Genomic DNA, 24,309 nt, shown 5'->3' on the forward strand with positions numbered 1-24,309 from the left:
GGCGATGGACCTCAACATCCACCGCGCAGAGCAGTTCGATCGTTGGATCAGCGACGCTCTCGCCGGACTTCGCAGGCTGCAGGACTTCCGCACTGACTTTGTCCGCGCCTCGGTGCTTCGGACCGTCCAGTCCTGCGTGAAGGTCGCCCTCTCCTATGCGAACAGCCTGAACTGTGCCGACCGCCGGAACCTCTGCCTGAAGGTTCTGAGCTGGATCCGCACCGATCTCAATCGTCTCACCGAACGGAGCGCAGCATGATCCGCCGCGTCTATGTGCCCGCGCCTGCGCCCGTCTGGCGCATCGACAGCGTCGGCGACGTGTTCGCCACCCTGACGATCTTCGCGATGATCGCCCTCGTCGGCTTCGCTTCCTGCTGGGAGCTCGTGGGTCAATGATGCTCTCCACGGAACAGACCCGCGCCGTGATGCACGGCCTCGACAACCGCCTGACGTGGCGGGAGATCGAGCGGCCGGTCGGTCCGCAGCCGATCCCCGACTGGTGCAAGGGTGCGCATGTCCGCTGGCGCGAGGGCTACGGCAATAGCCCCGATGTTCTACTCAAGGTTCGCGGCTATGTCCGCGATTGGCCGAACAAGCGCTTTGTCCTTGAGGGCGGCCGTTACTACCGCGCCCGGCACGAGGACGGGCGGATGGAGCAATACGCTCACGGCGGCGCTGTCCGGTTGGACAAGGTCCATATGTTCCAGAGTGCGGACGGCTCCGAGATCGTCCTGCGCGGCCCTTGGCATGTCGGCGCGCCGGAAGGCTACGCCGAAGTCGCCTTCGTCGACATCAATCGTTGGAAGCCGTGGAAGGGACAGCCCTGGCACGCGACAGGCGGCATGGGCGGTCTCTACCTGCGCCATGACACCTTCGTCGCGATCATGGCGCGGTTCTGTCCGGAATTGCCGCTTGCCGAAGTCACCTACGGCGGCGCGACCACCATCGAGCCGATGAAGCCGGAATGGTGCGAACCCAAGCGGCTTGTCTATGAGCGCGAATGGCGGGCTCGGCAGGCTGAGCACGACGCGGGCAAGGTGGCGGAGGCACGGTCATGAGCCCGCAGGTCAAAGTCGTTTGCGACCGCGTAATCGCGATGATGGGCCGGCTCCTGCTCTTGGAACCCGCCGTCGACCTAGCCGATAGCGCCGCGTGTGAAGCCCGCTGGCGCATTGAGCGGGTCGCGCCGATCGCGATCCAAGAATTCGGCGGCGAGGCCAAAGCCTTCGCCCAGACAGAACTTTACCAGTTTGCCGGAGGCGCGGGGCGGGAGGTTTCCCCCTTCTCCCAGACCGCTTCGATGACCGAGCGCCATGGTGGCGTCCGCGTCTCCGGCAAGCCTGAGGGAGGCCGCGATGCAGCCTGAGCCTCTGTTCCAGTCGTTCGACGCGGGCTGGATTTTCCTCGGCATCGCCGTTCTCGCAATCGTCGTTTGGCTGCTCATCGACATCCGTCGCACCGGCGCGCCCATCCATGACGATGACGATTGGGATGTCGAGCCGCGTCGCCCTGACCCCGAGGCCGAAGCCCGTCACCGGCCATTCTGACCCCAAAACCGCAAGCGGAGCCCGAGATGCCAATCAAATTCGACGTTTTCAGCCGCTGGACCGGCGCGCTGCAGTTCACCGCAGAAATCGACTGCGCTGATGATGAGCCGCGCAGCGTCAAGCTGGGCTTGGCTGTGAAGTGGGCTTTCCGAACGGGAGCCAGCCTCGTCGGAGCCAGCCTCGACGGAGCCCGCCTCGACGGAGCCCGCCTCGACGGAGCCAGCCTCGTCGGAGCCCGCCTCGACGGAGCCAGCCTCGTCGGAGCCAGCCTCGTCGGAGCCAGCCTCGACGGAGCCCGCCTCGACGGAGCCCGCCTCGACGGAGCCCGCCTCGACGGAGCCCGCCTCGACGGAGCCCGCCTCGACGGAGCCCGCCTCGACGGAGCCCGCCTCGACGGAGCCCGCCTCGACGGAGCCAGCCTCGTCGGAGCCCGCCTCGTCGGAGCCCGCCTCGACGGAGCCAGCCTCGTCGGAGCCAGCCTCGACGGAGCCCGCCTCGACGGAGCCAGCCTCGTCGGAGCCAGCCTCGACGGAGCCCGCCTCGACGGAGCCCGCCTCGACGGAGCCAGCCTCGACGGAGCCAGCCTCGTCGGAGCCAGCCTCGTCGGAGCCCGCCTCGACAAGCGCACGCTCCGATCCTTCAAGGCCGATCTCTGGATGATCCTGGCCGGCGCGCGAGCCGAAATCCCTGGCCTGCTTGCAGCCCTTCGCGAGGGGCGCGTCAACGGCTCCGCCTATGCCGGCGACTGCGCCTGTCTGGTCGGCACCATCGCCAACGTCCGCCGTGTCGATGTCATGACGCTGGAGCGGGATGTAAATCGCCCCGCCGAGCAGTGGTTCCTCATGATCCGCGAGGGCGACAAGCCCGGCGATGGGTCGGGCGGCGGATTTGCCGCTGCCAAGGCCATCGAGTGGATCGAGGAATTCGTCGCACTCGACGCTCCCGCTTCGGCGCCAGAGCCACAGGCTGCCTGATGCCAGCGGCGCGCAAAGACGGAACCGTGCAGCGTCACTACGCGACGGTCCTCGCGCGCCTCGCCCTTGAACAGCAAGCCCGCGCAGCCGGGCTAAAAATCTCGAAATGGCGCGACGGCAAGCCCGTTTTGCGCATCCCGATGAGGAAGAAGCCATGAGCGCCGCACTGAAAGAGGACTTCAGCTACTGGAAGGCGCAGTTGGCCGGCCAGAACCCCGAGCTGACCGACAAGCTGCCGCGCTGCGGCTGCTACCGGTACCGCGGCGACCCGGTGCTGATCCGTGTCGTCGATGGCACGATGTTCGCCTGGATCGGCCGCAAGGGTAAGCAGACGCGCCGGCTGGCGGACGCATCATTCGCCGAGACGACTTTCTCCTTCTTCTGCCGGGATGTGATTTCGTCGGACCTCTACGACGCTGTGGCCAACCGAAACGAGCCGTGGCCCGAAGACATCGAGAGCCTCGACGACGCCCGCTCCAACTTTCCGACCGATCCGTTCGAGGCGCTGATCGCAGAGCTCGATCTGATCGAGATGAAGATCGCCGAGTTCTTCAAGACGCCGGTCCTCGCCGGGGACGATGTCCGCGCCCTTCAGGCAGACAAGTGGAAGGAACGGGCGCGCGAGCTCTCCGGCAAGATCGAGGATATGCGGGTCGCGGCGAAAAAGCCGATCGATCAGCAGGCCAAGGAAATCCAGAAGAAATTCGTTCCGCCGCGCGACCGTGCCGACGCCTTGGTCTCCAAGGTCAATACCGGCATGTCGGTTTATTCCCTCGCGAAGAAGCGGGCTGTCGAGGCGCAGGAAGCCGCTGATCGCGAGGCGCGGGCAAAAGCTGCGGCTGCCATGGGCGAAGACGCACCGGTCGAGCAGGCGCCGGTGCGCGGCCGCAGCAAGGTCGCGACCGGGAGCACCACGGTCCGTACCCGCAAGGTGGCTGTCATCAACGACCTGCTCGCTGCGGCAGCCTTCTACGCAGCGCTTCCCGAGCCCCCTGTCCAGTTCGTGACGGTCATCAAGCAGATGGCCGAACAGAACCTGAAGACCGGCGTCGCCGTGCCGGGTTGCGAACTGAAAACCCTCGAATACGTCGCCTGAGAGGCCATCATGAACGCCATTGCCAAGGTCGAGCCGCGCAAGTCCGTTATCGCCACGCTTGCCGACAATTACGGGATGGAGGCTGCCGCCTTCGAGGCGACACTTCGGGGGACGGTTTTTCCGGCTTCCGGCACTCGCGAGGAGTTCGCGGCTTTCGTGCTCGTCGCGAAGGAGTACCGGCTGAACCCACTCCTCCGCGAGATATATGCCTTCCCGAAGAAGGGCGGTGGCATCGTCCCGATCGTCGGCATCGACGGCTGGCTCAACCTGATCAACGGGCACGCCCAGTTCGACGGCATGGAGTTCGATCAGCACGACGACGAGAAGGGCGCGCTCGTAGCCGTCACCTGCCGCATCTACCGCAAGGACCGCTCGCATCCGACCGTCGTGACGGAATACCTCGACGAGTGCATTCGCGGCACCGAGCCCTGGAAGATGAAGCGACGCATGCTGCGCCATAAGGCGGCGATGCAAGGCGCCCGCTACGCCTTTGGGTTCTCGGGCATCTACGACGAGGACGAGGCTGCCGACATCGCGCAAGTCCGCGACGTTGGCGGGAGGTCTCTTCCAACAGAGCCGCCGCCCCCTCCTTCTGACGATGACGTCGGCCTCACCGCCGCCGTGATCGTTGAGGAAGCTGTCCTCGTCTCCGAATCCGCTGCCGCCACCACCTCCCAGCAGGCAGCGGAAGCCGCCGGCGCGTCGACATCTGCCCCCCAGCCTGACGATGCGCCGGCGGCACCCTCCGACGATGCGATCGATCCCGAGGCGGAGCTTGCCGCCCTCGATGAGAAGCTCGGGTTTGCTACAAACTCGGACGACGTCGAGGCTTGGTACGTCGAAACCGATATCGACGCGGTGCTGGCTGATTTCTCCGGCTATGTGGAGCGGGCTCGCGAGATCCGCGATCGCCACGTCAAACGCACGGTGCGGCAGACCGATACCGCGCCCGCAGCGCCGGCCGCCGATGAGGCCAACGACGACGTTCCACCACCGCCCGCCGCTGACGATGATGCTGGCCAGCAGGAGGATATGAGCACGCCGGAAGCCTACGAGGCTCTGGTGAGGTCGAAGCTGACCGCTGCCGGTGACTTCAAGGCTTACGAAGAGGTCCGCTCCTGGTGGACGATGACCCGCCCGGTTCGCCATGGGCTGGGCATCACTGCTCATGAGGATATTGCCCGGTTGCAAGCCTATTTCGGCGCTCGCAAGGCCGAACTTGAGGCGAAGGGCTGAGCCATGCAGCGTGGCGACGAAATCCTCGCACGCTGGGACGGCAAGGCGCTGCGCGCGGTCGGCGGCCGGGATCGCGACGCCATCGCCGAGTTTCCCGCCGACACCGTGTTCTCGCTCAGGAAGTGGGAACCCGGCACCCAAGGTGCGCGGGCTTTCATCTCCGTCTTCCTGAAGGTGTTCGCCGACGCGCACCCTGATCCCGCGATGACGGATCAGAAGCTCAAGACGAGTCTGAAGGCAACGCATCACTGGATCGACGGCGTCGTATTCGACGAGGCCGGCGGCGAAGCCAAGTTCAAATCCGTCGGCAAGATGAGCCGCGAGGAGCTCGCTCTCTTCACCGAACAGGCAAAGGACTTCGCCGCCGATCTCGGGCTCGATGTCGACGCGCTTGAGGCTGAGACGGCGGTGCGCCTGAAGCCGCGGAGGGCACGCTGATGGCCTTCTATGCTGGGCAAAAGGTCGTCTGTGTCGGCGGTAGCGAATCGCGACTGCCCGATCAGGCGCGGAAATTCTGGGCTCACTGGCGGCGCCAGTGGGGTGTAGCCGCTCCGTCCAAGGGCTCAGTTTACACAATCCGCGAAACACGTAACCGCAAGGACGGCACCCAGGGCGTTCGGCTGATTGAGATCGTCAATCCCGTCTGCGAATGGAGCGACGCGCCGCCGCAAGAGCCTTGGGACCACGCCGAAGACTTCCGCCCTCTCCTCGACCGTCCGACCGACATCAGCGTCTTCGAGCGCCTCCTGTCGCCTGTGAAGCAGGCGGAGGACGCATGATGATCTGCGCCCATTGCCAGACCGAGACCGTGACCTGGCGCGGCCCGCTCGTCGCCCTGACGCACACCGAATGCTCGCGCTGCGGTGGCGTCAACTGCCAGCAGGTCGAGGAGCAGGATGCAGAAGACGACCAGGAGGATGACTCCTGATGCGCACCTCCGATCATCGCAAACACATCCCCATCGGCGTGAAGCTGCATGCAGCGCTGCTGCTGCTCGGGTTCACAGAGGAGGAGATCGCAGGCGGCGTCGAGTGGGATCACCAGCCGGCGCTCGCGCTCAGGATCGTTGATCCCGAGACTGGCGAGCTCATGCCGCATCCGAACGATCCGCGCCATCTGCGGCCGCTGCGCAAGGTCGAGCACGCCGAGAAGACGCGCGGCCGCGGCGCCACGACCGCGGGCAGCGATGTCGGCAACGCCGCGAAGGTGAAGCGTATCGAGCGAGACCCAGCCGGTGGAGAGGAATTCCGCAGGCGCATCCTCGAAATCAAGCGCGGCGAGAGGCCCGAGCGGCCTCGCTCCCGCATGCCTTCCCGCCCCTTCCCCAATCGCAAGAGGAGCAAGCCGTGAAGGCGATTACTATCCGCATCGCCGACGAAAATGAGCAGTTCCCCGGCTCTTTCGTCGTCGAGCAGGACGGCAAGCATCATGACGGCCTCGGCTGGGACGAAATGCTCGGCCAGATCGTTTCGCTAACCTACCTGTCGGTTCAGGGCCGCATCGCCCGCTGGGGTGGGCACGGACTTTATCCGATGAAGTCCGCCGAAGAGTGGCGGTCGGAGCGAGAGCGCCGCGAGCTGGCCCGCGCACGTCGCCAACACGAAGCAGAGTGGGACGCGGCATGAGCCGGTTCAAGCCCCGCACTCCGAAATGGCCCTGGCGCAATTTCCTGACGGCCGTGGAGGCCGACGCCGTTTCTGAGTTCGACGCCGTGATCGAGCACCGGAAGGCCGATCTAGCAAATGCTCGACGCGCCCGAGCCAGCATCATCACCGCAGCAACGGCCCGGGCCAAGGCCCATGCAGGTCGGGAGGTTGAGAATGGCTGACCGCTTTACCGCTCGTCAGAAACAGCAGGCTCTCGCCCGCGAGAGCGGCTTCCGCCGACGCGTCTATGCGACCCGCGTTGCGGAAGGCCGGATGAAGCAGGCCGATGCGGATATTCAAATCGAGATCTTCGAGGAAATGGAATCGGACTTCCGTCAGCGCGCGGGTGCCGATGATCGGGCTGGGAGGCTGCTGTGAAGTTGGCAACCCTCACCGCTCTGCATTGGGACGGGGGCCTGCCGCGTCTCGGAGATTTCATCAAGGCGAAGCGTGGCCGCACAGCTTTCAAGATCGTCGAGATCGTCATGCCGACGAGGCCCGGCACACGCCATGTCGCGCGCTTCCGCTGCGAACGCCATTACGCGCTTTCGAATGACGACACCGTCCACGCGTGGGAGTGGGCAAAACGATGACCGAGCGCCCCGTCCTCGAAACGATCCGCGCCTTGTTGCGGTTCAAGGACCACACGACCATCGCCGAGATCGCGAAGATTGGCGGCTTGAGGGCGCGCCATGTGCTCGACGTCGTCAACCGCAACGGCGAATTCGTTCACCGCGTGCGCAAGAACGGGAAAATCACCAAGGTCGATGTCCAATCGCCATTGCGCGATGAGCTTTGGAAGAGCGGAGCCTTCTACCGGCCCGACACTTATGGCGCATGGAGCGTCGAAGGCCACTGCCTCAAATTCGAAGGACACCCCGAAATCCGCGAAGCATTGCAGCAAGGCCGTTGGGTTGGGGCGATCTGCGACAACTATGAGGTTAAGGTCATCATCGATACGCCAGAGAACCGCGCCGCGCTTGAAGTTGCGGGCCTGCGCCCTTGGGACGAAGCCGTCATCGATGACCGGCTGTGGATCGAGGAGCCTGTCTGATGCCTCGCACCGCCGCCAGGGTCACGCAAGCCGATATCGCCCGCACGGTTCGCGCGGTTGCTCAGGCGCGGGTCAAGGCTGTCGTCGAGGTCGCGCCTGACGGAACCATTCGCGTGCTGATCGGGGAGAATGCCCGGCCTCAGCATGATCAGACGCAGATGGTTGTTGAGCAGGAAGAGGAGGTCGTGCTGTGATCGACGACATGCCTCGTCCTCGCTACCCCCACGCCCATCGCGAGTTCAACCGGCACGGTAACCCGGTCTGGTATTTTCGGCGCGGCAAGGGCAAGCGCGTTCGGCTCCCCGCTGAATATGGCAGCGACGAGTTCAAAGAGGCCTATGAGGCCGCGCTTGTTGGCGAGCCGGTTCAGAAGAAGCTGGCAGGCGGCGCTGGCACGCTCCGGTGGCTGTGGAAAGTCTACCAAGGCAGCCAAGCTTGGGGGGGCCTGTCGAATGCCACGCGGCGCCAGCGCGAGAACATCATGAAGCATGTGCTGGAGACGGCTGGCGACAAGCCCCTCTCCGCGATCACGCGCAAGGCCGTCGTCGCCGGGCGGGATCGTCGCAAAGACACTCCGGCGATGGCGCGCCACTTCGTCGAGACCATGCGGGGCATGTTCCAGTGGGCAGTCGATGCCGAGCACGTCAAGGAAGATCCGACGCGGGACGTGAAGGTGTCGAAGCCCAAGACGGAAGGCCACCATACCTGGACAGACGAAGAGTGCGATCGGTTCGAGGCCAAATGGCCAACCGGCACGCGCGAGCGGCTGGCATTCGACATCCTCGCCTATACCGGATTCCGGCGCGGAGACGCCTCGCAGTTCGGGCGGCAGCACATTCGCGGTGGCCTGATTCACATGACCACGGAGAAGGGTCAGGGGAAGGTCACAGTCGTCCTCCCTCTCCTGCCTCCGTTGGCCAAGTCGATCGAGGCGACGAAGACCGGGGACATGGTGTTCATCGCCAAGCCTGACGGCACGGCCATGACCAAGGAGAGTTTCGGCAACTGGTTCGCTGACGCCTGTGTCGCGGCCGGGGTGCCTGGTCGCGCTCATGGCCTCCGCAAAGCTGGCGCCACACGCGCCGCGAACCGGGGAGCCTCCGATGCTCAGCTCGATGCGATTTTCGGCTGGAGCGGTCGCGGAATGGCGGCGCTCTATACCAAGAAAGCGAACCGCCAACGCCTCGCGGAAGAGGCTGCTTCGCTCTTGATCCCGGAACCGAAAAAGAACGTCTATTCCCGCACCCCGTCATCAGGTGCGGGGAACGAAGCTAAAAAAGAAGGAAAATCAAATGCTTAGAAAAAAGGTGGTGGGGGAAGCAGGACTCGAACCTGCGAAGGCATAGCCAGCGGATTTACAGTCCGCCCCCTTTGCCGCTCGGGACATTCCCCCGCCTGCGCCCTTGATCGGCTCTGTGAGCCCAGGGCCACCGATATGTCACTTTCGCGACGACCGGTAGGCGCGGCCGGACTTATGGTGACCGGGCCGCGCCCTGTCAACGGCAAAAAGACCGATGGTGCGAATTCGTTGTGAAGGCGCGGCAATGCGGCCGCAAGCCGGTCAGCCGGAAGCGGGACGATGGCTCAGGACGAAGGCCACGCGTTCCGCGACGCTGGCACGCGGGAGTTCGACGAGCACATAGCCGTAGCGGGGGTAGGTCTCGGCCATGGCCGCGTAGGTCCGCTCCGCCTCGGCGAAATCCTGCTTCCGCTCGGCGTCCTGCGCGAAGATCTCCGGCCAGGGCGGTGCCATGAAGACGGTGCGACGATAGCGCAGTTCCCGCGCCGCCCGCTCGACGCGATCGGGAATCGGCAGACCGCACAGCGTCAGATATCCGGCGATGTCAGGCAGGCCGCGATCGAAGAACACCGTCCCGCCTCCCGCGGCCGCCTCGGCATGGCTGCGCAGGTCCGCCGCCAGCATCATGTCCGCGAACAAGGCGCGATCGGCCCAGGGCAGCCCCCGGCCGCCGGCCGCCTGCTGGTCGCGGATGACGGCGCGCCCGGCCTCGGGCCGCACCGCTTGGCCGCTGGCAGCCAAGGCCTCGATCAGGCTCGTCTTGCCCGCGCCCGGCCCTCCGGTGACTACGATCAGCCGGTCGTTTTCTTGTGGCATCATGGCTCCTGTCCTCCTGGATATGTCGGCAAAGGCTGGTTCGCGCTGGCCAAGTGCGCCGTGGCGTGGCACGGCAATCCGGCAATCACTGGAGAGAGCGATGGCTCCGCCGTTCCGCCCGAAACATGCCAGGCCCGCCGGGGGCAGACCGGGCGCCCGCCGCCCTGACGGCCCGCCGCCGCACCGGCCGGGCGAAATCGACGAGGCCGTGCTCTACGGCGTGCATCCGGTCGTCGAGGCGCTGAAGAATCCCCAGCGGCGCTTCCGGCGGCTGCTCGCGACGGAAAATGGCCTGCGCCGCCTCCAGGAGCAAGTCGGGGACCTGCCGCTCGAAGCCGAGATCGTGCGTCCTTCCGAGATCGACCGCCTGCTGACACCCGATTCGGTGCATCAGGGTCTCTATCTCGTCTGCGATCCCCTGCCCTCGCCCGATCTCGACAGCCTGCCTGACGACGCGATCGTGCTCGCGCTCGACCAGATCACCGACCCGCATAATGTCGGTGCCATCCTGCGCTCGGCAGCCGCCTTCGCCGCCGCGGCCGTGATCGTCACGATCCGGCACTCCCCGGCCGCCACCGGCGTGCTCGCCAAATCCGCCTCCGGCGCGTTGGAGCATGTGCCGCTGATCGCCGTGCGCAATCTCGGCGACGCGCTCGATACCCTCGGCAAGCGCGGCTTCCTGCGCATCGGCTTCGATTCGGATGGCGATGTCGCGCTCGACGACGTCGCGCTGCGCCGTCCGCTGGTCATGGTGATGGGCGCCGAGGGCAAGGGCCTGCGCCAGCGCTCGCGCGAGCTCTGCGACCATGTCGCCCGGCTCGAAGTGCCCGGCTCGATCACCAGCCTCAACGTCTCGAACGCGACCGCGATCGCGCTCTACGCGGCCAGCCGGCGCCGCTGAGCCGCGCCCTCCGCGAAGCCAGCAGAAGGGCGTTTCCGCGCCCTGTTCCGGCCCACGCGCCTCCCCCACCGATGGTCTCTTAGACGAACGGTGCAAGACCAAGTGCCTGATTGCCCCCGCGGCGATCCGCGCGCAATCCTTTGAAGCGAGCTGGAACGACGGGACTCACCCGTCGTCCGGCAGCGCGGCCACCGTCATTCAGAACGTGAACCGCGCGAACGAGGTTGCCGGGCTTAAGCCCGGCTTCAGGGCTTCATCAGGGGAGACAAGCGCCATGAGCATGGCATCACAAGCATCGGACTCGCGGGCCGCGCCCCGGCCGATGACCAAGGAGGAAAGGAAGGTCATCATCGCCTCGTCGGCTGGCACGGTCTTCGAGTGGTATGACTTCTATCTGGCAGGCTCGCTCGCCGCCAACATCGCCCAGACCTTCGTGCCCGGCGACAACGACACCGCGAAGTTCATCTTCGTGCTGTTCGGCTTCGCGGCGGGCTTCGCGGTCCGCCCCTTCGGCGCCCTGTTCTTCGGCCGTCTCGGCGACATGATCGGCCGCAAATACACCTTCCTCGTCACCATGACGGTGATGGGCATCGCGACCTTCGTCGTCGGCCTGCTGCCCAGCTTCCAGACCATCGGCTACGCCGCGCCCGCGATCTTCATCGCCTGTCGCCTGCTCCAGGGCCTCGCGCTCGGCGGCGAGTATGGCGGCGCCGCGACCTATGTCGCCGAGCATGCCCCGATGGGCCGGCGCGGCTTCTATACCTCGTGGATCCAGACCACCGCGACGGTCGGCCTCTTCCTCTCGCTGATCGTCATCCTCGGCCTGCGACTCAGCATGTCGCCGGAAGCCTTCGCGGCCTGGGGCTGGCGCGTTCCGTTCCTGCTCTCGATCATCCTGCTCGGCTTCTCGATCTGGATTCGTCTCCAGCTCTCCGAATCGCCGGCCTTCGTGAAGATGAAGGAAGAAGGCACCCAGTCGAAGGCACCGCTCTCGGAAGCCTTCGGCAACTGGCAGAATGCCAAGATCGGCCTCATCGCGCTGTTCGGCGGCACTGCCGGCCAGGCGGTCGTCTGGTACACCGGCCAGTTCTACGCGCTGTTCTTCCTGACGCAGACGCTGAAGATCGACGGCACCACCGCCAACCTGCTGATCGCGCTCGGCCTGCTGCTCGGCACGCCGTTCTTCATCTTCTTTGGCTGGTTCTCTGACAAGATCGGCCGCAAGCCCATCCTGCTCGCCGGCTGCCTGATCGCGGCGCTGACCTATTTCCCGCTCTTCACCATGCTGGCGAAGACCGCGAATCCGAACCTGATCAGCGCGACCGAGAACGTGAAGCTGGTCCTGACCGCCGATCCGGCCGAATGCGGCACCTTGTTCGACCCCGTCGGCGTGCGGACCTTCACCAAGCCCTGCGACGTCGTTCGCCGTGCACTGGCCACGAACTCGATCCACTACGATCTGGTGCCCGGCCCGGCCGGCTCGGCGCTCAAGGCGACGATCAACGGCAAGGACGCGCCGAGCGGAGTGGCCGAACTCACCGCCGCCGCCCAGGCCGCCGGCTATCCCAAGGTGGGCGATCCGAGCATCCTGAAGACGCCCTCGATCGGCGAGCTGCTCTCCAGCAGCCGCGCCCTCCAGGCCGTCGGCATCCTGTTCATCCTCGTGCTCTTCGTCACGATGGTCTACGGACCGATCGCCGCCCTGCTGGTCGAGCTCTTCCCGACCCGCATCCGCTACTCCGGCATGTCGCTGCCCTATCACATCGGCAACGGCTGGTTCGGCGGCTTCCTGCCCCCGACCGCCTTCGCCATCGTGGCCGCCAGCGGCAACATCTTCTCCGGCCTCTGGTATCCGATCATCGTGGCGCTCGGCACCTTCGTGATCGGCCTGCTCTTCCTGCCGGAAACCAAGAACCGCGACATCCTGGAATGATCGTCGCCTGACCGCGAACCCGGCCCCGCCTCCCAAGGCGGGGCTTTTTTTATGGGCCCATCTCAGGCTTGCCCTCGCGCCGCGCGGCTGGTAACCGCTGCTTCGGTTTGGCCGCGAGGCCGAATGCGACGGCGCCGGCGTAGCACAGCGGTAGTGCAGCGGTTTTGTAAACCGAAGGTCGGGAGTTCGATCCTCTCCGCCGGCACCATTTTCCGAAGGATCAGCCCGCACGAGCGCGCGGGCCTCTCACCCTGACATGTCGATCGACAGGTCTACGGCGCCGGCTTCGACGACGGCATCGAGATCACCTTGCCATCGGGCATGATGATGTCGCCAGGCTTCTGGCCGGCGGCGCAGTCACCCACGCGCTTCGCCTCGACGACCAGCTTGCGCTCGACCGGTCCGGCCTGCCCCGGCATGCCGCTGATCTTCGTCGTGCCTTCGGTGCGGACCGAGGTCTGGAAATCGCCGGTGATGACGCTGCTGCCAGATGCCTTGATCTGGCCGACGGTGCATTCCGTCTCGACGGCGTAGCCGGTGGCCGTCTTGGTGACCAGCATCTTCGAACAGGCACCGGCGGCGAGGCCACCGACGACCGACTGGTCGGTTCCCGCTCCGACGCATTGCTTGGCGAGGGTTTCGCCCTCATTGCCTACCGATTTCGTTTCCCAGAGGCCCGGCTTGCGCTGTGGAAGCTGCTGCTGCGCCACCGCGGGCAGCGCAACGAGGACACCGAGTGCGGCAATCAGCACGAGTTTCATGACGTCGCTCCAAGGGATTCGGAAGATGCCGAGACAAGACGCAGGCCAAGGCCAGAATGAGGCGGCGCGGATCGGCATCGGGGCTGCGATACCTGCAGGGCAACGCGATCTTGACAGAGCGACCGCGGCAGGAACGTTTGAGGTGCCGGGCGGTTGATCAGTCAGCTCAAGCTTCTGGAGGCTTCGATGAAGACCTTTGTACTCACGCTAGCGCTTTTGCTCCCTGCGGGACTCGCGACGGCGCAAACGCGCCCGTCGACCGTCTCGCGACCCTGCTCGGCGAGTCAGCGCGACGTCCAGGTGCACGGCGCCGTCGTGCTCGGAACCGGCGGATATACCTATGACCGCTTCGTCCGCGATCGCAGCTATTGCGAGATCGACGAAGACCAGGAAGCCGCTTTCGTGCCGAGCGGCGACAGCCAGGCCTGCTTCGTCGGTTATCGCTGCAAGAGCCGCTCCCGCCTTTTCGACAATTAAGCCCGGGAACCTCGCAAGCACCCACACGTTGATCTGATGGGGCGAAATCCCGGTTTCCAGGGAGGTTCGCATGCGTCATCTTTTTCTCGTCGCGGCGTCAGCCGCACCACTGCTTCTGGCCGCTAGCTTGCCGGCTGCAGCCCAGCCTCATTTCGGTGGCGCCGGCTTCCGGCAGGGCGGCTTCCACGCGCGCGGCATCGGCGTGAGGCCTTTCGGAGCCCGGCCGGGATTTGGGGCCTACCGACAGGGCTGGCGCGGCGGCGGCTGGGGTTGGCGCCACGCCGGCTATTATCGCGGATACCGCGGCTATCCCTATTGGGGCACGGGCCTGGCGGCCGCAGCGACGCTCGGTGCGATCGCAGCCTATCCTTATGGGCCGGTCTATCCCGGCTATCCTGTTTATCCCGCCTATCCGGTTTATCCCGTCTACGGAGCCGTTCCGGCCGCCGAAGGCGGAATGTGCAGTACACGGGTCAAGACCTGCACGCTGTATGAGCCTGCGCCCATCGGCATCGGCTGCTCCTGCCGCGTGCCCGGCGGCAGCGCGCGGGGAACTGTCGTCGGTCCGTGACCTCAGCGCCTGTCGGCCCGCCATTCCGTGGCTGGCCGGCGGGCGCTATGATGAGTTAAATGTCCCGCCTGCGGTGCCGCACCAGCGCCCATAGATCTGATCGACCTTTACACGGACCGGAATGGACGACCGGACACAACTCCTCACGCTCGCGGACCGTTGCGAGGCCTCGAGCAAGCCCGATCGTGAGCTCGATGCCGATATCTACGAGGCGCTCGGCTTCGTCGTTCGGCGCAAGCCGACGCGGCTGGTCAATCGTCGCACGCCGGCGGGCGGCATCTATCAGCACGGCTCGTTCTGGAAGACGCTCGGCACCGTCAGCGCCGATATCGACATCGCGGTGTCGCTGCTGCGGCAGAAGGCACCCGGCTGGAGCTGGAGCCTGCAATGCTTCGCAAATGACGAAGCGCTGGCGTTCCAAGCCCTCGTGGCCGATTGCTCCGGTCAGGGTGTCGTCGGTTCGCTCGCGCTCTGCGCCGCCATGCTGCGCGCGCTCGCGCGTCGCGAGCCGGCTTCATCCGCAGCGCCGACGGAGCCGGGCCTCACGGAAACTTGACCTGCCGGCTGTCCCGCACGGTTGAATGCCGCCGGGCCGCCGCTAGTCTGCCTGCGATCCCAGGGAGAACAGCTACATGCAGGACACAGATTTCACGCGCCGTGCCGCTCTGGTCGGCGCCGGTGCTTTCGTTGCCGCTGCAACACTCGATCTGCCCGGTTTCAGCCAGGCCCATGCTCAAGGAGTTCCCGTGAATCAGGCTCCCGGTTTCTACCGCTACAAGATCGGCGACGTCACCCTGACGGCGCTCAATGACGGCTTCGGCAAGCGCCCGCTCGAAGGCTTTGTCCGCAATGCCGAGCTCGCCGACGTCAAGAAGGCGATGGCGGAGGCGTTCCTGCCGCAGGACGCGCTCAACATCACCTTCACGACGCTGGCCATCCAGCATGGCGGCAAGCTCACCTTGATCGACACCGGCAACGGCGATTCGGGCGCACCGACCTCCGGCACCTGGATGGCGAATTTCAAGGCGGCTGGCTTCGATCCGAAGGACGTCTCCAGCGTCGTGTTCAGCCATTTCCATGGCGACCACATCAACGGCTTCCGGCTGAAGGATGGCACGGCCGTCTTCCCCAATGCCGAGGTGATGGTCCCGGCGGCCGAATGGGCCTTCTGGATGGACGATGCCAAGATGAACGCTGCGCCCGAGGCTATGAAGGGCGCCTTCGCCGGCGTGCGCCGCGTCTTCGGACCGGTCGCCAAGGATGTGAAGCAGTTCGAGCCCGGCAAGGAACTCCTGCCCGGCCTGACGCCGATCGCGGCCCCCGGCCATACGCCCGGCCACACCGTCTTCGCGCTGACCTCGGGCAACGGCAAGATGATGATCATGTCCGACACGACCAATCATCCGGCCCTGTTCGTGCGCAATCCCGACTGGTCGGCCGTCTTCGATATGGACGGCCCGCAGGCGGCGGCGACGCGGCGCAAGCTCCTCGACATGGTCTCGGCCGAGCGGATGCAGGTCGCGTTCTACCATGCGCCCTTCCCGGCGACCGGCTTCATCGCCAAGGACGGCAACGGCTTCGAGATGGTGCCGGTGCAGTGGAGCGCCGCTCTCTGAGACTCGTCCCTTTTCGTTTCATATCGAGGCCGGGCGAAAGCCCGGCTTTTTCCGTCATCGGGACTTTGTTGCCGCCATGGCCTCGCGGCCGGGCGTCCTGGCGTGTTAAGCCTGCCCCGATGCCGCAGGGCCTGCCGTTTCAGGACACGCTATGACCGAACGATTCGGCGCGATCTCCTTCGTCGCCAGCGAAACCCCTGAAGCGCAGGCGGCGCTCGAGAAGCTCGTCGAGCGTTACGGCAATGCCGATCCGGCCAAGGCCGAGGTCGTGGTCGCGCTCGGCGGCGATGGCCTGATGCTCCAGACGCTGCATCGCTTCCTGGGGACCGGCAAGCCGATCTACGGCATGAATCGCGGCTCGGTCGGCTTCCTGATGAACGAGTTCAAGGAGCGCGGCCTGACCAAGCGGCTGGACGCAGCTCAGCGCAGCATCGTGCATCCGCTGTCGATGGAGGCCATCGACCGCAACGGCGCGACCGTGCAGGCCAAGGCGATTAACGAGGTCTCGCTGCTGCGCCGCTCCTATCAGGCTGCGAAGCTGCGCATTTCGGTCGACGGTCAGGTGCGCCTGTCCGAGCTGATCGCCGACGGCCTGCTGCTGGCGACGCCCGCCGGCTCGACCGCCTATAACCTCTCGGCCAACGGCCCGATCCTGCCGCTCGACGCGCCGCTTCTGGCGCTGACGCCGATCTCGGCCTTCCGGCCGCGGCGCTGGCGCGGCGCCCTGCTGCCCGACCATGCCAAGGTCTTCATCGAGGTGCTGGAAGCCGAGAAGCGCCCTGTCAGCGCCGTCGCCGATCACACGCAGATCGACGAGGTCAGCTCCGTCTCGATCGAGATCGACCGCAGCGTCGACCTCGTCATGATGCACGACCCCGGCCATAGCCTGGACGAGCGCATCCTGCGCGAGCAGTTCGGCTACTGAGCCTTCAACCCTGATGACGAGGCCCCGGAACGACCAGTCCGGGAACCGCGCCGTCATTCCGGACAAGCCGCGATAGCGGCGCCGATCCGGAATCCATCGAAGGGTTCCAGCGCTCTACGATGGCTTCCGGGTCAAGCCCGGAATGACCGCGCAGTGCTTCAGCTTATCGAATCCCGATAGCGCCGCTCAGGCAGCGTCGCGCAGATCGCTCTCGGCGAGCTCGATCAGGAAGGCCGGATCGGCTTCGACGAGCAGCGCCAGCGCGGCGTCGTCGGCCAGCGAATCCGCGAGATTGCGGGCCTCCTCGCGGGCGGCCTCCGCATCCATGCGGCGCAGCATCGCCATCAGTCCGTCGGCCTCCGGCCCCTCGCGGGTTTCGCAGGCGATCAGGACTGCACGCAACAGCCCGCGATCGATGCCCTGGCGAACGCTGCCCCGGTCGAAACCACGCGCGTTGAGCGCGAGGATGGCGGCCGTGAAAGCGGGTTCCAGCGCAGCCGAGAGCCCCGCCTTGCGGCAGAGCGCCTTTAGCCCGGCACCCCGCTTGTCGCGCAGCAGCGCCGCGACCCGCTGCTCCGGCAAGCCCGACAGGGCGACGAAGGCCGCCTCGGCCAGGGCCGGCTCGCCACTCAGCAGCGAGCGCAGCATCAGCCCGGGCGTCAAGCGGCCGGTGACCCTGAGAACCTCGACGATCGCGGGCGCATCGCTAACCTCGCCGCCGGCCGCGAGCGCGACCGCGACCCGCTCCGTCGATTCGCGCGCCAGCCGCGCGCTACGCTCCGGCGTCAACCAGCCGCAACCGGCCACGAAGCTTGCCAGCGTATCGGAGACTCTGGCGGCGATCGCCTGGCGCAATCCACCCGGCAGATCGGCACGTTCGAGCAGGGCTTCCCGCAAGGTGCCGCTGTCGCCGTGCCGCTCGATCATGCGTTCCAGCGAGAACTCGGGAATTTCGGCGGTGCGGTTGCCCGCGAGCGTGACGAGCGCCTCCTCGCAGCCGACTTCGGCCAGCGCCGCGCAGACGCTCAACGGCAGGCAGCGGCGCATGGCGATCGCTTTCTGGGCGAGGGTATCGCCGATCGCCGCGGCATCGACCAGATCGGCCTCGGTCAGCACCGGCGAATGCGCCAGGACGAGCGCCGCGACATCGCTCTGCTCGGCGATCAGGCTCAGCGCGAGATTGCGCGGCGTGCGCATCGACGGCGCCACCTCCTCGGCGATCGCACGGCGCACCAAGGGCGAGGGATCGTCGATCAAGGCCATCAGCGCGGTCTCGGCCTCGTGCTTGTCCTCGTCGGACATCTCCGAGCGCAGATAGGCCCCCGCCAAAGCCGCGGCGCCGCTCGCGCGCGCCTCCGCCGGTGCGGTCCGGGCCCAAAGCAGGAAGCGACGAACGATCATGCCCCGCTCCGCTGGATCATGAAGGAAGACAGGTCGAGCGGTCCGCTGCGCCGTTTACCGGCCGGCTGCGACGTCGCGACGCTGGGCTGGGACAGATCGCTCGGCCGCGATGGCGGCAGCGGCGCGCTGACGGCCTTGGCCGCGGCGCCGGTCGCGGCACCGATCGCAACCGGGTTTGCATCGGACATCGTTTCGCCCTGGCCGGAACGCGGGAAATAGCGCTCGCCACCTTCGAGCGAGGCCATGCGCGTGCCGCCTCGGGGCGGAGTCGTCCAGAGATTGGCGACGGCCTTCGAGACCGGATCCCGTGAGCCATTGGTCGAGAACAGCCCGACCAGCCCCTTGGCCCGCCCCTCGCGCAAGCCGGCGGCAACCTCGGCGACCGGAACGTCGCCCTGCGCCTGCACCGCCTGCGGGTTCTGCGTCACATTGGCCGCGACCTGGGTGCTGGCATGGCTTGCCGCCAGCACGCCATAGACCTCCTGCACGCTGCGGGCGCGGCCGGCCTTGTCGTAGAAGATCGAGCGGTTGGCCGATGCCGCATCCGGAAAGTCTCGCGCCGCGACGCGATTGGGGTCGTTGGCGGCCGCGCGGATCAGGTCGGACGCGCCACGCGCGCCCAGCACATGCGCCATATAGAGCTCGCCGGCCTGCGGCTGCCGGCCGAGGCTCGACGCGAGTTGATCGCGATTCTTCTGGGTCAGCGCACCGGCCATCACCGCCGCGACCTGCGGATCGTTGCGCAATTGCAGGATCTTTTCGCGCGCCGCCGGATCGGAGACGCTGAGGCGCCCGCCGCTCTCGCTGATCGCATCGGCATATTGCGAGAGACCCTGCTTCGGCCCCTCCTGCTTAACCATGGAAAGCCAGGTCTGCTCGATGAACTGGAAGAGCCCCGTGGCGCTCGATGTGCTCGCCTTCGCCGTCGGCTCCAGAGACGATTCCCGCTGCGCCGTCTTGAGCAGATAGTCGAACCCCGCCCCCGTCCGCTCCGCGCCCTGGCGGATGGCGCTGACGACCGGGCTCGCTGGCTGCGTTTCGCGGCTCTGGCTCTGCGGCGTGATGAAGAGGAACATCGAGACCTTCGGCGGCGGCCCGCGCGCATTGCGAGGGCACCGTCGAAAATTGCTCCATTATGGTAAGCGAACCGTTAAGATCGGCCCCGTCCGGGAGGCCTCCGCGCTTTCCGCTTCCCTCCCGGCGGAGGTCACTCTACGACTTCTGGTTCCGGCTCAGCGGCCGGCGTGAAGAAGGCGGAGGCGTCTATGGCGGATGTGGTGCGTCACAAGCGTGGCGGGATCTATTTCGAGGATTTCCAGGTCGGCGCGGTCATCGAGCACGGCCTGACCCGCACCGTCACGCAGATGGACAACATGCTGTTCTCCAACATGACGCTGAACCCGCAACCCCTTCATATCGATGCGCATTTCTGCGCGACCGAGACCGAATGGGGCAAGCCGCTGATGAACTCGCTGTTCACGCTCGGCCTGATGATCGGCATTTCCGTCAACGACACCACGGTCGGTACCACCATCGGCAATCTCGGCATGACCGATGTCCTCTTTCCCGCCCCGCTCTTCGAGGGCGACACGGTGAATTGCACCACCGAGATCGCCGCCAAGCGCGAGTCGCGCTCGCGGCCCGATGCCGGCATCGTCGAGTTCGTGCACAAGGCCTATAAGCAGGACGGGACGCTGGTCGCCCAATGCCGCCGCCAGGCCTTCATGCGTAAGCGCCCGGCCCCCGCCACGGTCGCGGTCTGACGCCGATGCGCTCGCTCCTGTTCGTGCCGGGCGACAGCCCGAAGAAGCAGCAGAAAGGCTTGGAAAGCGGCGCCGATGCGCTGATCCTGGACCTTGAGGATTCCGTCGCGCTCGACAGCAAGCCGCAGGCGCGCGAGATCACCCGCGCCTTCCTCGAATCCGCCCGCGCCCTGCAAAAGCGCCCGCTCCTGATCGTGCGCATCAACGCGTTGTCGACCGGCATGAGCGACGCCGATCTCGACGCGGTCATGCCCGGTGCGCCGGATGCGATCATGCTGCCGAAATCGGAGGGCGGCACCGATGTCGGACACCTCGCCGCCAAGATCGCGGTGCGCGAGGCCGAATGCGACCTGCCGGACGGAACCACACGCATCCTCCCGATCGGCACCGAGACCGGCAAGGCCATCTTCGGGCTCGGCAGCTACAGCCGCTCCTCGCATCGCCTGATGGCGCTGACCTGGGGCGCAGAAGACCTCTCGGCCGATCTCGGCGCCGAGACCAACCGGCTCGAGGACGGCTCCTATGCCGATCCCTATCGCCTCGCCCGCGCGCTGACGCTCTTCGCGGCGACGGCGGCGCAGGTCGATGCGATCGACACCGTCTTCACCAATTTCCGCGACGATGCCGGCTTCCGCGCCGAATGCCTCGCATCGCGCCGCGACGGCTTCACCGGCAAGATGGCGATCCACCCGGCGCAGGTCCCCGTCATCAACGAGATCTTCGCACCCTCGCCGGCGGCCTTGGCCAAAGCGGAGCAGATCATCGCGTTGTTCGAGGCCAATCCCGGCGCCGGCGTCATCGGGCTCGATGGCGAAATGCTGGATCGTCCCCATCTGATCAAGGCACAGCGGCTCGTCGCACGGGCTCGCAGACTGGCTGAATGAACCGCCGGAGGCGATTCGAATGACTCAGGTTTTCGAGGTTTCAGGGATGCATTGCGGCGGCTGCGCCTCGCGCGTCCAGCGCGCCGCGACGGCGCTCGCTCCCGGCGCGACCGTGACGCTCGATCCGCCGCGCTTGACCTTGCCGGAGGGCGCAAAGCTCGACACGGAGACGATCAACAAGGCGCTGTCGGAATTCGGGGAATACAGCGCCAAGCCGCTGGCGCAGGGCTGACGCTGCTCATAGGGCGTCATGCTCGGGCTTGACCCGAGCATCTCCTGCCGAAAGGGGCTCCGGCGCCTATCCGTCTTGAGATTTTCGGGTCTACGCTACGCTCCGCCCGAGAAGGACGCCTGTGCGATGCGGCCCTAACCGCCGGCCGGACGCGTGATCGAGAACAGGCTCGTCACCTCGGCATAGTCGGCATAGCCGCAGCGCGCGATCGGGTTGGCGCCGGCCGTGTCGAAGCGCCCATCCTTGACGAAGGCGTCGTCGATGAAGGTGCCGACGACTTGCCCCAGCACCATCCAGCGCGGCACTGCCTGACCGTCGAGATCGTGCAATTGCTGGATCGAGAGCAGCTTGCATTCGAGCGCGGCCGGCGTGCCGGTGACGCGCGGCGGCTTGACGAAGCGCGACGGCGCCATTTCCAGCCCCGCATGCGGATACTCGCTCTCGCCCCGCGGCAGCGGCGCCGAGGTCAGGTTCATCGGATGCGCCAGCGCCTTGGTCACCAGCGAACAGGTGAACTCGCCGGTCTCCTCGATGAAGGCGACCGCGTCCTTCTTGTTCTCCGAGGAGAACATCACGATGTTCGGCCGCGACGAGATCGCGTTGAAGAAGCTGTAGGGCGAGAGATTGACCTCGCCCTTGGCGCTCAGCGCCGTGATCCAGCCGATCGGCCGCGGCGCGACGATCGCCTTGAATGGATCATGCGCGAAGCCGAGATCGTCTTGCGTGGCCGAATAGATCATCGGATCAGGCCCCGTAATAGCTGACGATATCGGCCATCACCGGCCGGTCGCGATCGGTGATCGGCGCGGTCGGCGTGCCCAGATGCACGAAGCCGGCCATCCGTTCGTCCTCGGCCAGCCCGAACGCGCTCAGGACCTCCCGATCGAACGAGAACCAGTTGGTCAGCCAGGAGCCGGCATAGCCCATGGCATAGGCGGCGACGAGCATGTTCATGCAGACCGCGCCGGCCGAAAGCTCCTGCTCCCAGAGCGGGATCTTGGCGTGCTGGCGCGCCCGCGAGACCACGGCGACGATCACCGGCGCGTGCAGCAGGCGCTTGCGCTCGAATTCGACCTGATCGTCGCTGGCCTGCGGATTCTTCTCGCGGAAGACGCGCGCGACGATGTCCGCCGCCTCCTCGCGGGCTGCGCCCTTGAAGACGATGAAGCGCCAGGGCGCGAGCTTGCCATGATCCGGCACGCGCGCAGCGATGGCGAGCAACTCGTCGAGCTGGGCGCCGTCGGGGCCGGGCGCCGTGAGGAACTGCGGCGGCACGGAGCGACGCAGCTTGAGCAGAGAGAGCGTATCGGTCATGAAACATCCTGACTATGGCTTGGGAATTGACCTATTCCTTCGCCATGATGAGGACAAGCGGAGCTGCTCATACATCGCCGCAGAACCGCCGAGGACGAAAAGCATGCTTGAATTGGAGGGGTTTAAAGCTCGCCGCCTGGTCGCAGCCGCGTTCGCCATGGCCGTCTTGCTCGCGCCCAGCCTCGCCGGCGCCCAGACTGCCGATCCCGGCCCCGGCGCCGATGCTCCGGCTCCCGCGCCCCTGCAGGGCCAGCCGGTCGCGCCGAACGGGTTGGCGCGCCTGTCCGTCTCCGCCCAGTTCGCCGCCGACCGCAAGCCGATCCGCTCCGGCTTGAACTGGCGCGTGCTCAGCGAAACCGCAGACGGCAGCTCTCCCAAGATAGTCGCGCGCTCCTCCGAACCCGAACCGGCCTTCTCGCTTCCTCCGGGCAACTACATCGTCCATGCCGGCTACGGCTTCGCCAGCGGCACCAAGCGCGTCAGCCTCGGCCAGCAGGGCCTGCGCGACCAGGTCCAGATCAGCGCCGGCGCGCTCTCGCTGGCAGGCTCTATCGGCGACGCACCGATTCCAGCGCCCCTGCTCTCCTTCTCGGTCTTCGTGCCGCTGCAGGGCAATTCCGAAGGTCGCTTGATCACCAGCGGCGCCAAGGCGGGCGAGGTCATTCGCTTGCCGGAGGGCACTTATCACGTCGTCTCGACCTATGGCGATTCCAACGCGATCCAGCGCGCCGACGTGAAGGTCGAGACCGGCAAGGTCACGGACGCGACGCTGCATCACCGCGCTGCCAAGGTCACGCTGAAGCTCGTCGCCAATGCCGGCGGCGAAGCCTTCGCCGGCACCGCCTTCAGCGTGCTGACGCCGGGCGGCGACGTCATCCGCGAGGCGATCGGCGCCTTCCCGCAGGTCATCCTGGCGGAAGGCGACTACGTCCTGATCGCCCGGCAGGAGGGTCAGGTCTACTCGCGCGATTTCAAGGTCGAGTCGGGCAGCGACCGCGATATCGAGGTTTTGGCGAAGTAGGCCCCATCGTCATGCCCGGGCTTGACCCGGGCATCTTTGGAAACCAGCGGTCTCTGGTCCCGAGATTCTCGGGTCTGCGCTTCGCTCCGCTCGAGAATGACGCCCAGCCTCAGTTCGTCGGCTTCACGCCCGCCGACGCCTCGATCTTGACCGGCCCAATCCCGGCGACGATGCCGTCGGCGAGGCGCAGCGCCAGGCAGCGATAGCCGGCATCGACGAGATGCAAGCCGTCCATCCCGACGAGTTCCTCCGGCGTGAACTGGCGTGAGTTCGACCAGCCCTTCATCATCGCATAGCGCGGGAACAGCGAGATGCCCTGGTCCTGCGCCGTCTTGACCAGAACAGCGCGATAATCGTCGTAATGCGGATAGCGCCCCTCGCGCGGCAGCCAGGGCAGGTCCATCAGGATCATCTCGATCCCGGCGGCGCGGGCCTTGCCCACGCCCTTGCGCAGGATCTTGGCGAGCTTGTCTTCGCCGATATCGCGGACGGCATCGTTGATGACGGTCTGCCAGATCACGATCGCCGGCTTCTCGTCGATGACGTCGGCCTGCATGCGCAGCAGCATGTCATAGGCCGACTGTCCGCCGACGCCCTTGTTGAGAACCTTGACCTCCGCCCCCGGCAGGCGCCGGCTGAGTTCTGCCTGCAGCACGGCCGGGTAGCTCTTGTCCTCGGCGCTCGCGCCGGAGCCGGCCGTTGCCGAGGAGCCGAGCGCCACCACGGTCAGGCGTCCGGTCTCCTGAAGCGCTTTGCGCGCCGCCGGCAGATTGGGCTGGAAGGCCGTTTTTACGGCTTCCGCGCGGCAGCGGACATCGGGCGGCGGCGGCATCGGGGCCGC

General features: G+C 66.4%; 36 protein-coding genes and 2 tRNA genes. 30 read left to right on the top strand and 8 right to left on the bottom strand.

Features of this window, described 5'->3' with window-relative positions; genetic code table 11:
* The first annotated feature begins 4 nt into the window (after nucleotides 1-4).
* From JHD80_RS08490 to JHD80_RS08575, 18 genes are all read left to right on the top strand, one after another.
* Nucleotides 5-259, top strand: coding sequence for a hypothetical protein (locus tag JHD80_RS08490; protein WP_199086019.1), 255 nt, complete (start codon nucleotides 5-7; stop codon nucleotides 257-259).
* Nucleotides 256-396, top strand: coding sequence for a hypothetical protein (locus JHD80_RS08495; RefSeq protein WP_199086021.1), 141 nt, complete (start codon nucleotides 256-258; stop codon nucleotides 394-396). Before JHD80_RS08490 ends, JHD80_RS08495 begins: the two co-directional genes overlap by 4 nt.
* Complete coding sequence (locus JHD80_RS08500; RefSeq protein WP_199086022.1) at nucleotides 393-1,058, top strand: PH domain-containing protein; 666 nt, start codon at nucleotides 393-395, stop codon at nucleotides 1,056-1,058. Before JHD80_RS08495 ends, JHD80_RS08500 begins: the two co-directional genes overlap by 4 nt.
* A complete protein-coding gene (locus JHD80_RS08505) occupies nucleotides 1,055-1,366 on the top strand; it encodes a hypothetical protein (RefSeq protein WP_199086023.1) in 312 nt (103 codons plus the stop codon). Before JHD80_RS08500 ends, JHD80_RS08505 begins: the two co-directional genes overlap by 4 nt.
* Nucleotides 1,356-1,547 carry a hypothetical protein gene (locus JHD80_RS08510; protein ID WP_199086024.1) on the top strand — a complete coding sequence of 64 codons (192 nt, stop codon included), beginning with the start codon at nucleotides 1,356-1,358 and terminating at the stop codon, nucleotides 1,545-1,547. Before JHD80_RS08505 ends, JHD80_RS08510 begins: the two co-directional genes overlap by 11 nt.
* A 26-nt stretch (nucleotides 1,548-1,573) precedes the next feature.
* Entirely contained in the window at nucleotides 1,574-2,521 is a 948-nt protein-coding gene (locus tag JHD80_RS08515) for a pentapeptide repeat-containing protein (protein ID WP_199086025.1), read from the top strand.
* A 154-nt stretch (nucleotides 2,522-2,675) separates the two neighbouring features.
* Nucleotides 2,676-3,617 carry a hypothetical protein gene (locus JHD80_RS08520; RefSeq protein WP_199086026.1) on the top strand — a complete coding sequence of 314 codons (942 nt, stop codon included), beginning with the start codon at nucleotides 2,676-2,678 and terminating at the stop codon, nucleotides 3,615-3,617.
* Between the two features lie 9 nt (nucleotides 3,618-3,626).
* Nucleotides 3,627-4,853 carry a RecT family recombinase gene (locus tag JHD80_RS29100; protein ID WP_465246505.1) on the top strand — a complete coding sequence of 409 codons (1,227 nt, stop codon included), beginning with the start codon at nucleotides 3,627-3,629 and terminating at the stop codon, nucleotides 4,851-4,853.
* Nucleotides 4,854-4,856: 3 nt separating this feature from the next.
* Nucleotides 4,857-5,291: a hypothetical protein gene (locus tag JHD80_RS08530; RefSeq protein ID WP_199086028.1), complete on the top strand. Its 435-nt coding sequence runs from the start codon at nucleotides 4,857-4,859 to the stop codon at nucleotides 5,289-5,291.
* Nucleotides 5,291-5,632, top strand: a complete 342-nt coding sequence (locus tag JHD80_RS08535; protein ID WP_199086030.1) for a hypothetical protein — start codon at nucleotides 5,291-5,293, stop codon at nucleotides 5,630-5,632. The genes JHD80_RS08530 and JHD80_RS08535 overlap by 1 nt, the downstream gene beginning before the upstream one ends.
* Nucleotides 5,629-5,781, top strand: a complete 153-nt coding sequence (locus tag JHD80_RS08540) for a hypothetical protein (RefSeq protein ID WP_199086031.1) — start codon at nucleotides 5,629-5,631, stop codon at nucleotides 5,779-5,781. The genes JHD80_RS08535 and JHD80_RS08540 overlap by 4 nt, the downstream gene beginning before the upstream one ends.
* Nucleotides 5,781-6,203 carry a hypothetical protein gene (locus JHD80_RS08545; protein WP_210339837.1) on the top strand — a complete coding sequence of 141 codons (423 nt, stop codon included), beginning with the start codon at nucleotides 5,781-5,783 and terminating at the stop codon, nucleotides 6,201-6,203. Before JHD80_RS08540 ends, JHD80_RS08545 begins: the two co-directional genes overlap by 1 nt.
* Nucleotides 6,200-6,478, top strand: a complete 279-nt coding sequence (locus tag JHD80_RS08550) for a hypothetical protein (protein WP_199086033.1) — start codon at nucleotides 6,200-6,202, stop codon at nucleotides 6,476-6,478. The genes JHD80_RS08545 and JHD80_RS08550 overlap by 4 nt, the downstream gene beginning before the upstream one ends.
* Complete coding sequence (locus JHD80_RS08555) at nucleotides 6,475-6,681, top strand: hypothetical protein (protein WP_199086035.1); 207 nt, start codon at nucleotides 6,475-6,477, stop codon at nucleotides 6,679-6,681. Before JHD80_RS08550 ends, JHD80_RS08555 begins: the two co-directional genes overlap by 4 nt.
* 198 nt (nucleotides 6,682-6,879) lie before the next feature.
* Complete coding sequence (locus tag JHD80_RS08560) at nucleotides 6,880-7,092, top strand: hypothetical protein (protein ID WP_199086037.1); 213 nt, start codon at nucleotides 6,880-6,882, stop codon at nucleotides 7,090-7,092.
* Nucleotides 7,089-7,553 carry a hypothetical protein gene (locus tag JHD80_RS08565; protein WP_199086039.1) on the top strand — a complete coding sequence of 155 codons (465 nt, stop codon included), beginning with the start codon at nucleotides 7,089-7,091 and terminating at the stop codon, nucleotides 7,551-7,553. The genes JHD80_RS08560 and JHD80_RS08565 overlap by 4 nt, the downstream gene beginning before the upstream one ends.
* Nucleotides 7,553-7,747: a hypothetical protein gene (locus JHD80_RS08570; RefSeq protein ID WP_199086041.1), complete on the top strand. Its 195-nt coding sequence runs from the start codon at nucleotides 7,553-7,555 to the stop codon at nucleotides 7,745-7,747. The genes JHD80_RS08565 and JHD80_RS08570 overlap by 1 nt, the downstream gene beginning before the upstream one ends.
* Nucleotides 7,744-8,853 carry a tyrosine-type recombinase/integrase gene (locus tag JHD80_RS08575; protein WP_349237234.1) on the top strand — a complete coding sequence of 370 codons (1,110 nt, stop codon included), beginning with the start codon at nucleotides 7,744-7,746 and terminating at the stop codon, nucleotides 8,851-8,853. Before JHD80_RS08570 ends, JHD80_RS08575 begins: the two co-directional genes overlap by 4 nt.
* 8 nt (nucleotides 8,854-8,861) lie before the next feature.
* Here the strand turns inward: JHD80_RS08575 and JHD80_RS08580 are convergent.
* Nucleotides 8,862-8,946: transfer RNA gene (locus JHD80_RS08580), tRNA-Tyr, on the bottom strand.
* Nucleotides 8,947-9,114: 168 nt separating this feature from the next.
* Nucleotides 9,115-9,672, bottom strand: coding sequence for an AAA family ATPase (locus JHD80_RS08585; protein ID WP_465246506.1), 558 nt, complete (start codon nucleotides 9,670-9,672; stop codon nucleotides 9,115-9,117).
* Nucleotides 9,673-9,769: 97 nt separating this feature from the next.
* Between JHD80_RS08585 and rlmB the strand changes: the two genes are divergently transcribed.
* The 3 genes from rlmB (at nucleotide 9,770) to JHD80_RS08600 (ending at nucleotide 12,711) form a co-directional block, all read left to right on the top strand.
* A complete protein-coding gene (rlmB, locus tag JHD80_RS08590) occupies nucleotides 9,770-10,570 on the top strand; it encodes a 23S rRNA (guanosine(2251)-2'-O)-methyltransferase RlmB (RefSeq protein ID WP_199086043.1) in 801 nt (266 codons plus the stop codon).
* 274 nt (nucleotides 10,571-10,844) lie between these two features.
* A complete protein-coding gene (locus tag JHD80_RS08595; protein ID WP_199086045.1) occupies nucleotides 10,845-12,503 on the top strand; it encodes an MFS transporter in 1,659 nt (552 codons plus the stop codon).
* Between the two features lie 133 nt (nucleotides 12,504-12,636).
* Nucleotides 12,637-12,711, top strand: a tRNA-Thr gene (locus JHD80_RS08600).
* A 64-nt stretch (nucleotides 12,712-12,775) separates the two neighbouring features.
* Here JHD80_RS08600 and JHD80_RS08605 read toward each other — a convergent pair.
* Nucleotides 12,776-13,264 (bottom strand): DUF3617 domain-containing protein, encoded by a 489-nt coding sequence (locus JHD80_RS08605; protein ID WP_199086047.1) that lies wholly within the window; start codon nucleotides 13,262-13,264, stop codon nucleotides 12,776-12,778.
* 186 nt (nucleotides 13,265-13,450) lie between these two features.
* Here JHD80_RS08605 and JHD80_RS08610 point away from each other — a divergent pair, with 186 nt between their 5' ends.
* From JHD80_RS08610 to JHD80_RS08630, 5 genes are all read left to right on the top strand, one after another.
* Nucleotides 13,451-13,741 carry a hypothetical protein gene (locus JHD80_RS08610; protein ID WP_199086049.1) on the top strand — a complete coding sequence of 97 codons (291 nt, stop codon included), beginning with the start codon at nucleotides 13,451-13,453 and terminating at the stop codon, nucleotides 13,739-13,741.
* Nucleotides 13,742-13,811: 70 nt separating this feature from the next.
* Nucleotides 13,812-14,312, top strand: coding sequence for a hypothetical protein (locus tag JHD80_RS08615; protein WP_199086051.1), 501 nt, complete (start codon nucleotides 13,812-13,814; stop codon nucleotides 14,310-14,312).
* Nucleotides 14,313-14,433: 121 nt separating this feature from the next.
* A complete protein-coding gene (locus JHD80_RS08620; RefSeq protein ID WP_199086053.1) occupies nucleotides 14,434-14,868 on the top strand; it encodes a hypothetical protein in 435 nt (144 codons plus the stop codon).
* A 76-nt stretch (nucleotides 14,869-14,944) separates the two neighbouring features.
* On the top strand, nucleotides 14,945-15,928 hold the full coding sequence (locus JHD80_RS08625; RefSeq protein ID WP_199086055.1) for an MBL fold metallo-hydrolase: 984 nt from the start codon (nucleotides 14,945-14,947) through the stop codon (nucleotides 15,926-15,928).
* Between the two features lie 151 nt (nucleotides 15,929-16,079).
* Entirely contained in the window at nucleotides 16,080-16,853 is a 774-nt protein-coding gene (locus tag JHD80_RS08630) for an NAD kinase (protein ID WP_199086057.1), read from the top strand.
* A 186-nt stretch (nucleotides 16,854-17,039) separates the two neighbouring features.
* Here the strand turns inward: JHD80_RS08630 and JHD80_RS08635 are convergent, their stop codons facing one another.
* Together JHD80_RS08635 and JHD80_RS08640 are read right to left on the bottom strand one after the other, a co-directional pair.
* Nucleotides 17,040-18,254, bottom strand: coding sequence for a DUF2336 domain-containing protein (locus JHD80_RS08635; protein WP_199086058.1), 1,215 nt, complete (start codon nucleotides 18,252-18,254; stop codon nucleotides 17,040-17,042).
* Nucleotides 18,251-19,330 carry a lytic transglycosylase domain-containing protein gene (locus tag JHD80_RS08640; RefSeq protein ID WP_199086060.1) on the bottom strand — a complete coding sequence of 360 codons (1,080 nt, stop codon included), beginning with the start codon at nucleotides 19,328-19,330 and terminating at the stop codon, nucleotides 18,251-18,253. Before JHD80_RS08640 ends, JHD80_RS08635 begins: the two co-directional genes overlap by 4 nt.
* Nucleotides 19,331-19,519: 189 nt before the next feature.
* Between JHD80_RS08640 and JHD80_RS08645 the strand changes: the two genes are divergently transcribed.
* From JHD80_RS08645 to JHD80_RS08655, 3 genes are read left to right on the top strand one after another with little or no spacing between them, the layout of a single operon-like run.
* Nucleotides 19,520-20,017, top strand: coding sequence for a MaoC family dehydratase (locus JHD80_RS08645; RefSeq protein WP_199086062.1), 498 nt, complete (start codon nucleotides 19,520-19,522; stop codon nucleotides 20,015-20,017).
* Between the two features lie 5 nt (nucleotides 20,018-20,022).
* A complete protein-coding gene (locus JHD80_RS08650; RefSeq protein WP_199086064.1) occupies nucleotides 20,023-20,901 on the top strand; it encodes an HpcH/HpaI aldolase/citrate lyase family protein in 879 nt (292 codons plus the stop codon).
* Between the two features lie 19 nt (nucleotides 20,902-20,920).
* The gene (locus tag JHD80_RS08655; RefSeq protein WP_199086066.1) at nucleotides 20,921-21,133 is read left to right on the top strand and encodes a heavy-metal-associated domain-containing protein; all 213 of its coding nucleotides are present in this window, start codon (nucleotides 20,921-20,923) and stop codon (nucleotides 21,131-21,133) included.
* 134 nt (nucleotides 21,134-21,267) lie between these two features.
* Here JHD80_RS08655 and JHD80_RS08660 read toward each other — a convergent pair whose 3' ends face one another.
* The gene (locus tag JHD80_RS08660) at nucleotides 21,268-21,873 is read right to left on the bottom strand and encodes a flavin reductase family protein (protein WP_199086068.1); all 606 of its coding nucleotides are present in this window, start codon (nucleotides 21,871-21,873) and stop codon (nucleotides 21,268-21,270) included.
* Between the two features lie 4 nt (nucleotides 21,874-21,877).
* Nucleotides 21,878-22,447 carry a nitroreductase family protein gene (locus tag JHD80_RS08665; RefSeq protein ID WP_199086070.1) on the bottom strand — a complete coding sequence of 190 codons (570 nt, stop codon included), beginning with the start codon at nucleotides 22,445-22,447 and terminating at the stop codon, nucleotides 21,878-21,880.
* Nucleotides 22,448-22,604: 157 nt separating this feature from the next.
* Between JHD80_RS08665 and JHD80_RS08670 the strand changes: the two genes are divergently transcribed.
* A complete protein-coding gene (locus tag JHD80_RS08670; protein ID WP_248311445.1) occupies nucleotides 22,605-23,468 on the top strand; it encodes a hypothetical protein in 864 nt (287 codons plus the stop codon).
* Between the two features lie 109 nt (nucleotides 23,469-23,577).
* Here JHD80_RS08670 and JHD80_RS08675 read toward each other — a convergent pair whose 3' ends face one another.
* Complete coding sequence (locus tag JHD80_RS08675; RefSeq protein WP_199086087.1) at nucleotides 23,578-24,300, bottom strand: SGNH/GDSL hydrolase family protein; 723 nt, start codon at nucleotides 24,298-24,300, stop codon at nucleotides 23,578-23,580.
* Nucleotides 24,301-24,309 lie beyond the last annotated feature (9 nt).

This window comes from Allobosea sp. ASV33 (genome assembly GCF_016428755.1).
Lineage (GTDB): Bacteria > Pseudomonadota > Alphaproteobacteria > Rhizobiales > Beijerinckiaceae > Allobosea.